The sequence below is a fragment of the Mastigocoleus testarum BC008 genome (assembly GCF_001456025.1).
Lineage (GTDB): Bacteria > Cyanobacteriota > Cyanobacteriia > Cyanobacteriales > Nostocaceae > Mastigocoleus > Mastigocoleus testarum.
Genome location: NZ_LMTZ01000099.1, coordinates 25,951 through 41,478, shown reverse-complemented (window position 1 = coordinate 41,478; position 15,528 = coordinate 25,951). Strand labels below are relative to the sequence as shown.

At 36.4% G+C, this 15,528-nt stretch carries 11 protein-coding genes; 8 read left to right on the top strand and 3 right to left on the bottom strand.

Going from position 1 to position 15,528, the window contains the following annotated elements:
• Window positions 1-73: 73 nt before the first annotated feature.
• On the top strand, window positions 74-253 hold the full coding sequence (locus BC008_RS22530) for a hypothetical protein (protein WP_058183848.1): 180 nt from the start codon (window positions 74-76) through the stop codon (window positions 251-253).
• Between the two features lie 323 nt (window positions 254-576).
• Here BC008_RS22530 and BC008_RS22525 read toward each other — a convergent pair whose 3' ends face one another.
• The 3 genes from BC008_RS22525 to BC008_RS50675 are packed head-to-tail and all read right to left on the bottom strand — an operon-like array spanning window position 577 to window position 5,627.
• The gene (locus BC008_RS22525) at window positions 577-4,635 is read right to left on the bottom strand and encodes a LamG-like jellyroll fold domain-containing protein (RefSeq protein ID WP_058183847.1); all 4,059 of its coding nucleotides are present in this window, start codon (window positions 4,633-4,635) and stop codon (window positions 577-579) included.
• Window positions 4,636-4,638: 3 nt separating this feature from the next.
• Entirely contained in the window at window positions 4,639-5,256 is a 618-nt protein-coding gene (locus tag BC008_RS50680; RefSeq protein ID WP_072207749.1) for an IS630 family transposase, read from the bottom strand.
• Window positions 5,166-5,627 (bottom strand): helix-turn-helix domain-containing protein, encoded by a 462-nt coding sequence (locus BC008_RS50675; protein ID WP_082650598.1) that lies wholly within the window; start codon window positions 5,625-5,627, stop codon window positions 5,166-5,168. The genes BC008_RS50680 and BC008_RS50675 overlap by 91 nt, the downstream gene beginning before the upstream one ends.
• Window positions 5,628-5,885: 258 nt before the next feature.
• On the opposite strand from BC008_RS50675, the gene BC008_RS22510 reads away from it, so the two are divergent.
• The 7 genes from BC008_RS22510 to BC008_RS22480 all read left to right on the top strand — a co-directional run bounded on the left by BC008_RS22510 (window position 5,886) and on the right by BC008_RS22480 (window position 15,292).
• A complete protein-coding gene (locus BC008_RS22510; RefSeq protein ID WP_027842065.1) occupies window positions 5,886-6,578 on the top strand; it encodes a glutathione S-transferase family protein in 693 nt (230 codons plus the stop codon).
• A gap of 140 nt (window positions 6,579-6,718) precedes the next feature.
• Window positions 6,719-7,999, top strand: a complete 1,281-nt coding sequence (locus tag BC008_RS22505; protein WP_027842066.1) for a cytochrome P450 — start codon at window positions 6,719-6,721, stop codon at window positions 7,997-7,999.
• A 104-nt stretch (window positions 8,000-8,103) separates the two neighbouring features.
• Window positions 8,104-9,390, top strand: a complete 1,287-nt coding sequence (locus BC008_RS22500; RefSeq protein ID WP_027842067.1) for a cytochrome P450 — start codon at window positions 8,104-8,106, stop codon at window positions 9,388-9,390.
• Window positions 9,391-9,795: 405 nt separating this feature from the next.
• Window positions 9,796-11,181, top strand: coding sequence for a cytochrome P450 (locus BC008_RS22495; protein ID WP_036264951.1), 1,386 nt, complete (start codon window positions 9,796-9,798; stop codon window positions 11,179-11,181).
• Window positions 11,182-11,444: 263 nt separating this feature from the next.
• The gene (locus tag BC008_RS22490; RefSeq protein WP_027842069.1) at window positions 11,445-11,675 is read left to right on the top strand and encodes a peptidoglycan-binding domain-containing protein; all 231 of its coding nucleotides are present in this window, start codon (window positions 11,445-11,447) and stop codon (window positions 11,673-11,675) included.
• A 961-nt stretch (window positions 11,676-12,636) separates the two neighbouring features.
• Window positions 12,637-13,119 (top strand): RidA family protein, encoded by a 483-nt coding sequence (locus BC008_RS22485; protein WP_027842070.1) that lies wholly within the window; start codon window positions 12,637-12,639, stop codon window positions 13,117-13,119.
• Window positions 13,120-13,837: 718 nt separating this feature from the next.
• Window positions 13,838-15,292, top strand: coding sequence for an aromatic ring-hydroxylating dioxygenase subunit alpha (locus tag BC008_RS22480; protein ID WP_058183845.1), 1,455 nt, complete (start codon window positions 13,838-13,840; stop codon window positions 15,290-15,292).
• Window positions 15,293-15,528: the final 236 nt, after the last annotated feature.

Sequence of the window (15,528 nt, the reverse complement as noted above, 5' to 3'; positions counted from 1 at the left end):
CATTTGTAGGTATATCCGATGTAGAGACGTTGCATGCAACGTCTCTACAGTTTTGTGGAAAAACCAATAACCGATGGATTTTAAATTCAAAAATAAATATCGAGTTAAATCTACACGTTTACCAAATCGAGATTATGCTGCAAATGGGTATTATTTTGTCACCATATGCACGCAAGATAAAACCTGTTTTTTCGGAGATATTATTTCTGGGAAAATACAATTATCAGAAATTGGGCGAATAGCACAACAGTAAACAAAGCTTTATACTTGGAAAATTTATCACAAAAACTTTGAAAAGCTAAAGGGCGAAAACTGCACCAAAACCTAAAAAACTGAAATAAAATTAGTTAAAACTTATACATACGACAACAATCATTTCGAGGGATTGCTTCCCTACACTGCGTTTCAGTCGCAATGACAAATCTATGTCCTACGGACACGCTATGCTAACGTTGCGTGAGTCCTGTTGAAGTGTAAATATTTAGCAGTGGATGGGTATTAGCAACGGATGGGATCGCGCGTAGGATGATTATGGGAAAAACGGATGTCTATTCCATCCGTTTTTGAATCCCTTATCTAACTTTTCAAGCTTGGACGTTCTACATAGGTAACGCGATGCAAAACTCGCCAGGTTTTGTTGGGTGAGCTTGTATCAACTTGACGTAAGGCACGAGCTTCTTCATCATTACTGGCTAACCATTCGGGGTCAACTACATAGTCAAAGAAATCATTGAAGTTATTGGTGCTACCTTCTAGGTAAAAACTCATAAAGCGATAGCGATCTACTTTCTCACCGGGTAAGATAGGGCGATCGTTGTGATCTGTAATACCTCTATTTTCTACTTCGCCAATATTAACATTCAACTCAAAGCCCTTACTCCGACTTTCTGTCTTGATCATTGTTTGGGTAAGATGATAAGTTGCTTGTGCCTGTAACTCGTGACCTACTCCAAACACTTTAAAGCCACCTTGAAAACCATCAGCAGCATCTAAACTAAAGGAACCACCAACGGTATGTTCAAAGGTATTCGCAAATTGTTGGCTTTCGGAATAAATTCCTCCATCTGCATCCCAGACATAGGTATTAACGATATTGCGCTTCCCTGCTAAAATTTGGATATTCTCCATCTTTGTTTGCCAGTTTGCAAAACTTTCAGTGGCATGAACTTTTTGAGATGTACTTTCAAACCGGGCTTGTATCTCTTTCTTTTTCTGGTCTGCTGTATCTTCGCTAGAAGATTTTAAACTCTCTAGTTCTTTAATTCTCTGTTTTAATGCCTCTTTTTGTTTATCTTCCTTCTCAGCTAGCTGTTGCCTTTTTTCAATCAAGCTCTCTCTTTCCTCTGACGATAACCCTGGCGATTTATCCTTTTTCTCAAGCTCTTTTATCTCTTGTTTCAACTTTTGAATTTCTTCATCAAGCTCTTTTGTTGAATCTTCTTGTCCGATAGCAGTTTCTTCACTGTAGTAACCGGCATTATTTGTTTCATCATCTAAAGAACCTTCACTAACTCCAAGGGTATTAAACTGATCGAAATAAGCTTGTCTTTGGCGATCTCGATAATCAATTTGTTCTTTCAATTGATATGCTTCTGACAAACGGAAATAACTGGCTGGGTAAAGAGAGCCATATTGCGATCGCATTTCTGGTACGTCTTGGAAAAAGCTGTTGTTGCTTGCGTTACTTCCTGTCATTCCATCAAGGCTACCATTCATGGTATATGACGGATTGATTAAGAAAGTAATAGTATTGACATCTAGGGGAATATCTTCATTGGGTTCAATTTTGTAACTTACCATTTGCTTGCTGCGGGTAAGACGCAGTACGTAAACATCTGCTAAGCCAGATACAACTAGTGCGTAGCCGACATTTTTGGGGATAAAGCGTTTACCCAAGTGCGGAAATTTTGCTTTATATTCCGGAGTCCCAACTAAATTTAATTTATTGGTGATGTTTAAACCAGAAGAAGATGAAACGTTACTGCTATTAAGGGTGTTAGAGGAAAAAGAGAAGTCACCTTGAAAACCAGCTTTAGCTTCTAGAGCGGTTTCACCAACTAATAATCCGATACCTTTTTGAATATCAATTTCTTGCTCAACTCCACTGAACAAAGATAATGTTTCACCTTTTCCTGAATCTTGACTGCGCTCCCAACTATAGGAAATATCTTCGGAGGAGATGAGTTCTACAGAAGTAGCGTTGTTATAGTTGTCTTCTAGGGTTAAGTTTTCGCTCGGTACGGGTGGCGCTCCTTCAATATATCCCAGTAAAGTTGGTTGAAATTGGGCGTTACCAATCCATTTGAGTTCTAAGGTTTCTACCCGTTTATCCGGTAATATATTAACGCCATCCTTGCTAACAAAGGCAAAGAAACGCCTCATCATGGCAGCTTTTTTATTGTTTACGGGATTTATACCGATAGTGCTATATTCGCAGCTAATTAGGTCACCATCGTCTGATGTGATGGTGGGTTTGTTCTTCACAGTGCCGTTGTGTTGGGCTGCCAAATCTACAACTATTCGATTTTCTTGGTCATCTTGAATTGCATTCAGTTGCCAGTAGCTAACTAAGCCATCTTCTTTGCCTATGAGCCTTTTGTGTACATTAGCTTGTATTTCTGACTGTGTAAGAGCTTTATTCCAGACACTAACTTCGCTAATGTAACCATTGAAAAAATAACGAGGTTCTTTTTCTGTTACTCCTGCTCCAATTCGTAAGGGTTTACTTTCATTCAAAGCTAATTCAACCTGCTGTTCTTCCTTCACTAAATCCCCATCAACATAAAATTTTAGTTTGGTTTCATTCTTGTTGTAGGTTGCTGCCAAATGAGTCCATTTGTTTAAAAACACCTCTGAACCTTTCAAGACTTTCCATTCAGAACTTTTTGTTCCTACCCAAAACTGCCAAGTATTATCATTTGCAGCATAAATGAGATAACCTCTTTGAGGAGAAACATCTCTTGATGTGATAACTGAGCGATAGGTATTTTCGCCACCTGTTACTTTTACCCAACAGGAAATGCTAAAGTTCTCAGGGTTTAGTTCTTCCTTGTAAGAAACTTCTACATAATCATTGCTACCATCAAAAAACATTACTGATGATTTAATTTTTCCTATTGGTGCGGTGCATCCCCACCAATTGCTAGAACCTTCAATTGATGCATTTTCTTCATTTTGTTCTGAATAATCTCTGACTACATTTAACTCATTTAAAGGATAATATGCGAGTAATCCAGGTTCGTTTCCACTGAGTCGGATTTTATGATTAACCGCAACTTCTTCAGCACTCAATGCAACATTCCAAATTCGGACTTCTGCTAATTTTCCGCTGAAAAATTTATTCCGCTCAAAACTGCTCCCAAGAATAAAATCACCTGAACCCTCATATTCATCGACTTCCTCTGGTGTTGCAACTTCTTCACTATCTCTGTAATGTGTTGCAACTGTTTCCCCATCTCGATAAATAATTCTGGTTCGATTTACAATGTCATAAACACACGACCAGTAATGCCATTCTAGATCGTTGTAAGTGCTTTTGGTATCGTGGTCGTTGCGGAAAAAGCCAAAGGTTAGTTGTCCATCTTTACGGAAACCGATATGTAATCCTTTGTTTGTGTCTGCTTCTCCTTGACTGACAATAAGTTGATCTTCATTACCAATTTCATCACGTTTTGCCCAAAATTCAATAGTAAAACTGGAATTGGCGAGATCGATGTTATTCTCACAATTAACATAATTATTGCCAGAAAATTTGAAGCACAAGGGTAATTTATCGGGAATCCACTGCTCAAATGAGGCATTACGGCTATCAGCAGTCGCATCAAAATTGGTTTGCCGCATTTTGCCTTCCTCATCAAAGTAGCTCAGTTGTACATTACCTTCGCAGGTTTCAATGGCATTGAGTGAACTGATAGGACGAGCAAAACCTAAAATTGCACCGTTAGTAACCAATCCCCTTCGGTCTTGGTTTAATTCCGTCATTGATTGGGAAGATTGCTGAGTTTCAGAGATACCCTTTATTAGTTCGTCATTTAGCCCTTGTAATTCTTCCTGTAAATTATTAAGTTGATCTTTCAGATTTCCTAAATTAGTTCTGTCTGCATCTCGTTCGCCAATTAATTTATCTCTTTGAGCTATTTTGGCATTTAATTCTGTTTTCTTGGCATTCCAATTATCTTGGGCATTGCGAATCTTCTTATTACAATGTTCGTTAGTTTGCTCGCGATACCAAAGCTGATGATATTGCTGGCTACTATGCTTCTTCCACTGATGAACATTTGCTCCACTTTCTGTTGATTTACCTTCTACATCAATTACTTTGTTACTATTCTTATTAATAATATAGAAAGAATCACTACCTCCATCTAATATCCATTTTTCATTATCTCTATAGTTTCTTTGATACTGTTGGAGATTAGCTCCATCACTAGAAGAAGCATTATGAATATTTAAATATTTACTACTTTTTTTACTTTGAATCAGGTAATACTCACTTTCCCGAATAAATTTCCACCGTTGATTGTCTCCTTTATGGGCATCGTATTGATGGATATTTCCTCCATCATCTATGGAGTTACCTTGAACATCTAAGGCTTTCTTACTTTTTTTATTCCGAATAACTTGATAATACAGCACTTTTCAGGTAAGTGAGGTACAGTAACAACAACTTGTGAACCAGTTTTTTAAATGCTTGGGATTGACTAGATCGAGGGCAGTTCTAATCAGGACATCAACCATTGTCGAATTGGTTGGAGAAAACTGACGTAGAAAAGCTTTGAGTTGTGACCACCAATGTTCTATTGGATTAAAATCAGGAGAGTAGGGTGATTGGTAAAGAACCCTTGCACCAACGGATTGAATCAATGGTTCAATTTCTACTACTTTATGAGCTGGAAGATTATCCATTACAACAACAGCACCTTCCCATAGTTGTGGAAGTAGACACTTTTCTACAAAAACTTTAAATCCGTTTCCGTCCATGGAACCGTTTAAAGTCATAACAGCCAAGACTTGTTTTATACTTATGGCTCCAATAACTGTAACCTTTGCTCCCCGATAAAATGGCTTAAAATCGTATACCCTATATCCTCGAGGGCTCCGGGCACGGGTTCGAGTCAAACCAAGCAAAACACCCATTTCATCAATAAAAACCAAGTTTCTTGGATCTATCTGTTTGACTTGCTGCCAATACTCACTTCTGAGATTTTGGACTCTTTGCGTCTTCCCTTGGCTGCTGCGTAACGTCTTTTTTTTAATGTTAGTGTTAATTTTTGCAAGGCACGACACATGGTACTTGTACTTACCCAATGGTTATAATTCATCCCCCAATATTCACAATATTCGAGTAAGGTTGCATCTGGGTATTTTTCAACCATTGCAGCTATTTTAACTTCACATCCATCTAACTCACCCTTCATTAACCCACCTTGTGGTTTGGGTTTTACATGACCTTCATTCTTTTTCATCAAGAGCAGTTTTTGTACAAAACTTTTGGCTACACCGAACCTGGAAGCGACTTTTCTAACAGAGGTATCACCTTGCTCATAAGCTTGTACTATTTTTTCTCGTAAGTCTATGGAGTAAGCTTTCATTTTACCCGTTGACGCACCAGAGCTAGTGTACCTCATTTACCTGCAATCTGCTGTATTAAATGTTTGTACGAGCAGTTAGGTTTTGAGCAGTACGGGGAAACATTTGTTGAAGCGGGAATTAATCACGTGAGAATGAAGAAAATTCTAGTTATGCCTTAATATCAAAATATCAACTTCAGAAATACTTTATAAATAAACTGTAGCTAGAGATTAATTAGGTGGAAAACTTACAATCTTTTGTCACCTCATTAATGAGAATTGATATATTTGTTGTCATTCAACATATTTATTGACATGAAACTTTACTATGCTCCAGCTTCATCCTATTCTCAGCGAGTACTAATTTCTCTATATGAGAAAGAAATAGATTTCACAGCCATTGAAGTTAATCTTTTCGAAGCCCAAGCACGTTCCCAATACTTACAAATTAACCCTTTTGGTAAAATTCCCACACTCATAACAGATGAAGGTGAGGTTTTGCACGAAGCTTGCATTATTATTGAATATCTCGATAGATGCAGCAAGGGCTCACAAAAAAGATTAATTCCAAAAGATCCAAAACTCGCTTTAGAGGTGAGAATGCTGGAAAGAATAATTGATATATATGTTAACGCTGGAAGAGAAGCACTTTTTAAGGATAGTCAGCTTCCACCTGAAGAAAGAGCTAAAAAACCGGTTATCAAAGCACAGCGATTGTTAGAAACTGCTTGTACCCTACTAAATGAAAAATTAGTGGATCGAATTTGGCTTGCAGGAGAAGAATTTTCTTTAGCCGATTGTGCTGCAGCTCCTACTCTTGCTTACCTGCGTATGGTTTACAACTACAAACACTTCTCTAACTTAACGGCTTATGTTGGACGTTTGGAGTCTAGATTGTCTGTAAGTAAAGTATTCCACTCGGGACGCGAACAGATGATACAAATGCTATCTACACTACCCTATCCATTAGAATTAGTAGCTTTAGAAGAATTAACTCTTCCCTGTTAGCAAAGTGGTGGGCTACCACGCACAATCCTATACATACTCTAATTTCTTATCTTCTAGATCCTGTCTTTTGACTTCTATTTTTTGCATAAATTTCTGTACCATATCCCTACAAAAATATTAACCAATATTTTTCCCTGAAAATGTCTACTCCAACAATCCAGAGATTAAACCCATTTTTACCTGAAGTAATGCCAGATCCCTATAAATTCTATCGTTACTATAGGGAACACGATCCAGTGCACTGGGGAGTTTCTTCTAACCCAAACTTACCTGGTACTTGGTATATTTTCCGTTATCAAGATGTAATGAAAGTTTTGGAAAGCCCAAAATTTGGTCGTGAAGCCAGCAAAATTAGAAACGACGGTGAAGGTGCACCAGTACCAAAGGCTTATCGCGGATTTAGTTCAATGGTAAGCAATTGGATGGTTTTCCGAGATCCACCAACTCATACCAGACTTAGAACTATAGTTAATAAGGTCTTCTCTCCTAAGATGGTTGAGAATGTTCGTCCGGCTATTATCGGTATTACTGATTGTTTATTGGATAGAGTTCATTTTCAGGGAGAAATGGATTTAGTGGACGATTTTGCTTTTCCACTACCTGTCATGGTAATTGCTGATATGTTAGGGGTAGATCCCAAAGATCGTCCTCTATTTCGTAAATGGGCTTTGGCGTTACAGAATGCTAGTGCTTCTCGTCTCAAACCATCTCCAGAAATTTACGAACAAGCAGAAGCTGCAACTCAGGGATTTATTGACTACTTTAAAAAAGAAATAGCTAAACGACATCTGGAGCCAGGTAAAGATTTAATAACTGCTTTAGTAAAAGCACGGGATGAAGGAAATAAATTAAACGATGAGGAAGTTCTTGCTACTTGCATTCACTTATTAACAGCAGGTCATGAAACCACTATTAACCTAATTACAAAGGGAGTATTAGCTCTATTACGTCAACCAAAAGCTTTAAAATTGTTGCGTTCTCATCCAGAATTAATGCCTGCAGCAGTAGAGGAGTTAATTAGGTATGATGGTCCAGTACAAATGATAAGTCGATGGGCATACGAAGATATCGAGATTGGCGATAAATTAATTCGACGAGGCGATAGCATTGGTTTAATGCTTGGCTCAGCAAATCGGGATGAAGAACGCTTTGAAAATCCTGATGAGTTGAATTTTCATCGTCCGGAAACTAAACATTGTGGTTTTGGTAGTGGTATTCATTTTTGTTTAGGCTCTTTCCTTGCCCGTGCTGAAGCAAGTATTGCATTGAATACTTTACTTAATCGATTACCAGATCTGCGCTTAAAAAACGATTCTATTGACTGGGCAAATAACATTGTATTTCACGGACCAAAGCATTTACAAGTTGCTTTTAGATCTCCTCGAGAATCAAAAGGTTTATGGGGATATGACCATGTTTAAGATAAAAGGTCGGGCAATTTTTTCATATCTCAAAATTTTCATATTCAAGCGTTAACACAATATACAGGATAATGAGTAATTCTATGATTTGAGAGGAATAAATCATGAACTCACCAAATATAGGAAAAGACCATAAAGAAGATTGTCCTTTCCATCAAAAAAGATCGCAGATAGAAAAAATAGGGAAAGAATACCAACCTTTTGTCAGTCCTCAGTTGCAAGAACCTTATTTATTTTACAAACGGGCGAGAAAAGAGGGACCAATATTTTATAGTTCCTTATTAAAGGGTTATGTTGTAACTCGCTATGATGATATTATTTCTGTCCTCAAAGATCCTACTATATTCTCTTCCAGGGATGCTTTACAAGAGATTATTGAATTTACTCCTGAAACATTTGAAGTCTTGCGTCAAGGTTTTCCCTTTGTTCCCGATCTAGTAAACAGCGATGGCGATCGCCACAAACTATTACGTGCACCTTTGCAAAAAGTATTTGCACCAGCACGAATCAAAAACTTATCTGCTTCTATTACTGCGATCGCGAATCGATTAATCGATGGTTTTATTAATGATGGTAAGACCGATATTATTACTCAGTTTGCTTATCCCCTACCCTTGGAAGTGATTTTTACTCTCTATGGTGTTCCCTTAGAGATGATACCTGATTTCAAGAGATGGGGTTACGACAACACGAAGTTAGTTTCTTCAGTTTTAGAGCCGGAAGAACAGGTCAAATGCGCCCGTAGTGTTGTAGAGATGCAATATGCAATTGCAAAACTGATAAAAGAGAAACGTCAAGCACCCCAAAACGATTTAATTAGCGAACTTCAGGATTCCGAACTGACCATTAACGATATGGTAATAGTTTTATCTGGCTTGATTATTGCTGGACATAAAACTACCTCTCATTTGATTGGAAATACTTTAAAAATTCTTCTAGAGCAACCAACTTATTGGCAAGCAATTTGTGAGGATTCATCTATAATTCCTGGGGTTTTGGAAGAAGCACTCAGATATGATGCAACAGTTCCGGGAATGGTCCGCACAACTAATGAAGAAGTCAATATATCTGGGGTAAAACTACCAACAAATAGTAAGTTATTTTTAATGTACGCTTCTGGTAACCGGGATGAAGACCATTATGAAGACGCTCAAAAGTTTAATATTCAACGTTTTCAAAATAAGTCTTCAGATCATTTGGCTTTCGGTCATGGAGTTCATCGCTGTATTGGTTCGCATTTAGCTCTTTTAGAAGCACGCATTGCTTTTGAGTTATTGTCCACAAGATTACGTAACCCTAGAATTACCTCCAATCAAAAACTGGAATATATCCCCACATTAATGACTCGAGGTTTCAAAAACTTAACTATTGAGTGGGATATGAGTTTATGATTTTCGCTTCAAATTTTGCTTCAAAAACTTTCCTTGGTAATTTACACTCATAAACCAAAAAGTTTGTTCTTAATAAGAAAACTTAGTTAGGGTTGCAGCTGACAACATACCAATTATTTAGTGAACCTCTTTTAAAGATAGACAAAGCTGGGTAAAGTTTAAGCAAAAATTTCTAAAGACGATGAAATATAATAACATTTCCGGATGTATTTGTAGCAAACAAAAGATATAAGTAAAACAGTTAGTCAAAAAATACATTTTTTACTTAATAAATTACATAGGACTTACGCAAAATTAACGTAATTGCGTCATTACGTTAGTGGATCGGGAGCCGCTACCTTACGGATCTGCTTTCGTTGTGTAAGTCCTGTTACATTAATTTAATTACTAAGGAGTTTATCCATAATGAAATTAGATAAACATCAATCCAATCAAGATATTTTTTCTTTACCTGGTCCCCAAGGTAATTTCTTACTGGGTAGTCTAATCGACTTTGCTCGAGATCCCCTCTTATTTATGACTCAATGTGTTCGAGAGTACGGCGAAATTACTCCCTTGCGCTTGGGCTCCAAAAAAGTAATTTTGCTTGCAAAACCTGAATACATTCAACAAATGCTTAAAGACAGAGCAACATTTACTAAGTCTATGGCATTAAAAAGTATGCATGCACTGTTAGGACAAGGTCTTCTGACCAGCGAAGGAGAAACATGGTTCCGACAAAGACGTCTAGCTCAACCCGTATTTCATCAAAAACGGATTGCTGACTATGGCGAAATCATGGTTACAAACACTCAAAAAATGCTTGCAAATTGGCAAGATGGGGATATCAAAGATATTCAATCTGAGATGATGCACCTAACGTTCAGTATCATCATGAAAACACTTTTCAACAAAGATGTATTAGAAGATGAAGCCCATGATGTTGCTCAAGCAATGCAAATATCATCGGAGTGGATGATAACACAACGCAAATCTCTAATTCCTTTCCCAGAGATATTTCCTACACCTTCCAATCTCCGTTACCATAACGCAATCAAAAAATTAGATAAATATATCTATCGGATCGTTGATGAAAGACGTTCTAGTGGTGAAGATCCGGGGGATTTATTATCGATGATGATGCAAGCACGAGATGAAGATGATGGAACCCAAATGAATGATAAGCAGTTGCGAGATGAAATAGCAACTCTAATTTTCGCTGGACATGAAACTAGTGCTAATACTCTAGCCTGGACGTGGATGCTATTGTCTCAGCACCCTACGATACAAACAAAGTTACGGCTAGAGGTAGAACAAGTACTAGGCGACCGCACTCCTACATTTACAGATATTCCAGCCTTGAAATACACGAGCATGATAATCAAAGAAGCAATGCGGCTTTACCCAGTAGTTTGGACTATTATCGCTGATACAAGTAGAGAGTGCACAATTGGTAATTATCACGTACCTGGCGATTGTACTGTCATTACGAGCCAATGGGTTATGCATCGTTGGGAACGCTATTTTGAAGAGCCTGAGTCATTTAAACCAGAACGCTGGGCTGAAGATTTAGAAAAAAGATTACCCCAGGGAGTTTATACACCCTTCGGTGGTGGACCACGTACTTGTATCGGTAAAAATTTTGCATTAATGGAAGCAGTTTTATTACTAGTAACAATCGTCCAAAAGTTTGAAATAAATTTGATTCCTAATCAATCTATTGTCCCCGAACCAACAATTACATTACAACCTAAAAACGGCATCAAAGTTGTTTTAAATAAATTACCTCAACCAAGTGTAATTGTTGCATAAATTTAATATTTCTGACCCTATATTTAAATAAGGACAATAATTAAATCAGGTAAAAGTAAATAGGAAAATATTAACAATAAGTATTAGTTTAGTTTCGTGTAAATACTTTTAACCCCAAATAATTTAATTCTATTGGTTCAAAGTATTTTCCTAATAGTTCCTAACTTACTTTATTAATAAACAATTAAATTTTATCCATAAATATAAATTAGTTTATTACCTGGTTTATAAAACTAACAACATTAAAAAGGAGAAATTTCAAAATGACAAATGTACCACCAACTTTACGTCTTGGAATGAGTGGATCTTATGTAGAACGTCTACAAAAAGAATTATCTGAACGAGGATACAAACTTGGACCAAATGGTATTGATGGGAACTTTGATGAGTATACAGAAAATGCTGTCAAAGAGTTTCAAAAGGATAATAACTTAACTGTAGATGGAGTTGTTGCAGCAGAAACCGGTCCAAAATTAGGCGCTTCCCTTGCTTAAATTTAAAGTTCAACATTTTCAAAGCTAAACTTTTAAACCTAAACATTTTTGATTTTAATAACTTGCGGATTGAATTATCAGTCCGCTTTTTATTTAGGGATGTATGAATTAACGGTAATTAAACAACAATTAAGCCCAAACAAAATCTAAACTGGCTTTATAAGTGATAAATACATCAGAATTTTAGTTTAGCTACTTTATAAAACGATCAGAAATACCTGTACGGATCATATCTCAAATCAGCAACGCCTGTAGTTGTGTTGCAAAGGTAGTGCAAGCTAATAGAGTATTAATTGTTACGCAAATATAGTACCTCATTCATGAGTTTCGGTGTTCCAAATAAGCACGCCTCAATACTACACTCAGCCAACTTTAATAGACAAATGATTCCAGATAATATTTTTGAGTATCACAAAAATGAATGCTTTTTAATTAATGCTCAATCTCATTTCCAATAAATAATCTCCTAGCCACGAGCGATCGCAGTTAGGAGATTAATTCAATACGTCTGGGTGTTGTTGTGCAAAGATTATAACTCAATTTTTCATATACACTGCAAATTTTTGTATTTCTGCCTTTAAGCTTTGTTACACACATAAATCAAAGTATATTGTTCTTTTCGATAAGACAAGTTACATGCTTCTTTTGTCACTATCATCTTTACCGTATTGAATCATGGTGTTAAGAGTGATGTATTGTATAAAATGTTCGATAATCCAAACATAGAATTTATATAGAATGAATGCATAAGGGTTATGAATATTTTTATCATCCTTCAAAGGAAAATATGAAACAATAACAAGATAAAATATTTTTAATTTTTATTTTTATTTTATTTTTACCTAAAATTAAATAGTATTAAGTTTTAGAGCATAAGCTCCAATAAAGTATTTTAAAGAATTCATTCACAGACAATTTAATTTTTTATCAGCTATTTTCAAATTATGTTGAGGAGAATACCATGAAATTCATATCTCCACTTGTTGCCGTAATATTATTGAGTGTTGCTTTAACTTCTACGACCATAGCAAAACAAGAAAATCTAAACTCCGCAAACTCCGTTGAATACCTAACTTCAGATGAAACAACATCTTTGAATCTACCTTTTTCAGAAGCTGTACGTGTTGGGAATATACTTTACCTTTCTGGCGCAATTGGTAATATACCTGGAAAAAAAAAGCTTGTTAGTGGAGGTATCAAAGGAGAAACGAAGCAAGTAATGGAAAATATCAGCCGTATTCTCCAGAGAAATGGATCCTCCCTAGATCGAGTAGTTAAATGTACAGTAATGCTTGCTGATATCAAAGAGTGGAGTGCAATGAACCAAGTTTACGTCACCTATTTTCCGGAAAAACGCCTACCAGCACGTAGCGCTTTGGGTACGAGTGGTTTAGCCCTAGGTGCAAGGGTAGAAATTGGATGTATTGCCACAATTGATGACTGAGATAGTATAGTTAAGATTCAGTAAGTGTAGCTTTTTTTACGGTACTACGTTTTTGAATTAGGACATTTTTTGTTTCTTGTTCCCTATTGGAATAAATTTATAAACAAACTTCCAAATTTTATTTTGCTATCAAGAATCTTGTAGGAAGATGAGAACCCATCTGCTTTAGCGAGGGGATGTTAGCGTTCGCTGCTAAGAGCGGCTCAGCGAGACGTAAGTCTAAATCTGACTCAGCAGGATTTATCCTGTTGTTTTCCTTACCCATTTTTCAATTTGAAATTGGTATAAATAATTTATTAAAATAAAACACCCTCTCAACGGTATAAGACTGTATAAGCTCAGGAGAGTCAACTCTATTTATTTAGTGGCAACATGTGAAACTAGCAATTAAATAATACTTTGTATCGATTTTTAAAATATGTAATGCTTTTAAAATTTCAATACTCTAAAATAAACAATGTGAAGATTAAAAGCCTTATTGATCTAGCAACAAAGCCCAGCCTTATTTTGATTTCGTAGCAGTTTAGGCTCTATGGGATAGTATTTACTTGATTTTCAAAATTTAACCTAGTAGAAGAAACAATTGGGTGTACCAAAGTTATCCTATTTTATATTCGCCAAATACCCAAGTTTTAGAAAATTCCCTAAACACTCATACATCACTTTGAAATATTCTCTGTTTAAATTAGTGTAAATTAAAAGTTAGGAATATTCATTCATGCATCTTAATAGTAGCGTAAGCAACAAAGTAATTAGTGAGACTATAAAGTCAGTAAAGAAATCTGCAACGATCGCATCTAAAAAAGAGCAAAATTTCAACCGGCAAGAATGCTGGTATCCTGTTTGCTTCGTGCGGGATTTATCTGTTAACACGATCCATAGCTTTTCCTTAGATGACGAACCTTTTGTCTTATTTAAAACTCAAGATGGCGAGCTTGCATGTTTATTAGATCGTTGCCCTCACCGTGCTGCAAAACTATCAGATGGGCGAATAATTGATGGCAAAATAGAGTGTTCGTATCATCGTTGGCAGTTTGCTCCAGATGGTCAATGTCTAGATATTCCCCAGTTATCAGCAAATGCCAAAATTCCTCTTAATGCATGCGTGCAATCTTTTCCTGTTGTAGAATCTCAAGGTGTCATTTGGATGTGGTCTGGTGAAACAACATCAGCAGATCAAAAATCCATACCTACCGTCCCGGATTTAGATAAACTCAATTGTGTGACAGCAGAGTACATGGCTGATGCTCCTTACAATCAATGCTATTTCGTAGAAAATATTGTAGATTTCGGTCACATTGATTCTATCCACAATGGAACTTTAGGTAATGACAAAAATATTCAAGCCTTGGAAATGGAAGTTACTGAAACCTCTATTAAGGGATTTCGAGGCAGATTTCGCTATATGCGTAAACCTGATGCTCCTTGGCTAGAAATGAGCTTTATTGCTCCTAACTTTATTACTTATAGTTGTAAGGTCAATCCACTGCAGGATTGGACTTGGGGAGTTGTTTGTTATTCTATGCCTCTGAGTGAAGATAGATGCCGAATTTTGATCCGGAACTATAGAAACTTCATGACTGGGTCAATGAATTTGAAACCTCGTTGGTTAGACCATATGTTTCAAAACAAAATATTTGAAGAAGATTTACAAGTCATTATGGGACAGCAGACACAAATGAAGCTGTTGAGAGAAAACTGGAGAAAACATTATTTACCTTTGAAGACATCAGATCTTTTTATCCTGGAGTATCGCAAGTGGCTTGATAGGGTGGATCTATCTTTACCTACTGATGGGAATAATTTAGTTTCACAAAGTACAAATATACAGAGCAGCAGTACAGATATAGATCATAAATTCGAACTAAAAGTTAATTGTTCAGATAGATTATCAAGACACACACTGATGTGTAGCTCCTGTAAATGCGCCTATCAAAGAATAAAAATTTTCCAACAGATCTGTCTGGTACTAGCGACCCTTATTTTGGTTTATGCAGTTACTGCGGAAGCCTTAGAAAGTCAAATAGCAATACTTTATTTTATTTTTGCTGTTACTCTAGGTGCTTTTGCTCATAAACTCAAAACAAAGTTTGAAGTTTCTCATACTCCAAGCCAAAAAAATTGGTTACACTGGAGTTTTTCACAAAGAATAAGAAACAATTCTCAGACTTAATTTTAAAAATGCTGTGTTTTTATTAGAGCAGTGTTAATTAACAGAAAAAGCTGCACATTCTCTGATATGAGTTCTTGCTCTTTCCCCAAATACTGTTGGTGAAAGTCTCTTCTGTCTGTCAACCTGTGGGTTCAGTTCTAAGCCTGCAGACTTTTAAGCATGGGTAGTTGATTTTTGAACTGCATAAATTTCATAGAACTACTTCTATTGATATATGAGTCCATCTAAGTCATCCC

What these genes read in the sequence shown, in the direction of transcription:
- BC008_RS22530 (WP_058183848.1), top strand. Translation starts at nt 74, where the DNA reads ATGGATTTTAAATTCAAAAATAAATATCGAGTTAAATCTACACGTTTA.
- BC008_RS50675 (WP_082650598.1), bottom strand. Translation starts at nt 5,627, where the DNA reads ATGAGGTACACTAGCTCTGGTGCGTCAACGGGTAAAATGAAAGCTTAC.
- BC008_RS22510 (WP_027842065.1), top strand. Translation starts at nt 5,886, where the DNA reads ATGAAACTTTACTATGCTCCAGCTTCATCCTATTCTCAGCGAGTACTA.
- BC008_RS22505 (WP_027842066.1), top strand. Translation starts at nt 6,719, where the DNA reads ATGTCTACTCCAACAATCCAGAGATTAAACCCATTTTTACCTGAAGTA.
- BC008_RS22500 (WP_027842067.1), top strand. Translation starts at nt 8,104, where the DNA reads ATGAACTCACCAAATATAGGAAAAGACCATAAAGAAGATTGTCCTTTC.
- BC008_RS22495 (WP_036264951.1), top strand. Translation starts at nt 9,796, where the DNA reads ATGAAATTAGATAAACATCAATCCAATCAAGATATTTTTTCTTTACCT.
- BC008_RS22490 (WP_027842069.1), top strand. Translation starts at nt 11,445, where the DNA reads ATGACAAATGTACCACCAACTTTACGTCTTGGAATGAGTGGATCTTAT.
- BC008_RS22485 (WP_027842070.1), top strand. Translation starts at nt 12,637, where the DNA reads ATGAAATTCATATCTCCACTTGTTGCCGTAATATTATTGAGTGTTGCT.
- BC008_RS22480 (WP_058183845.1), top strand. Translation starts at nt 13,838, where the DNA reads ATGCATCTTAATAGTAGCGTAAGCAACAAAGTAATTAGTGAGACTATA.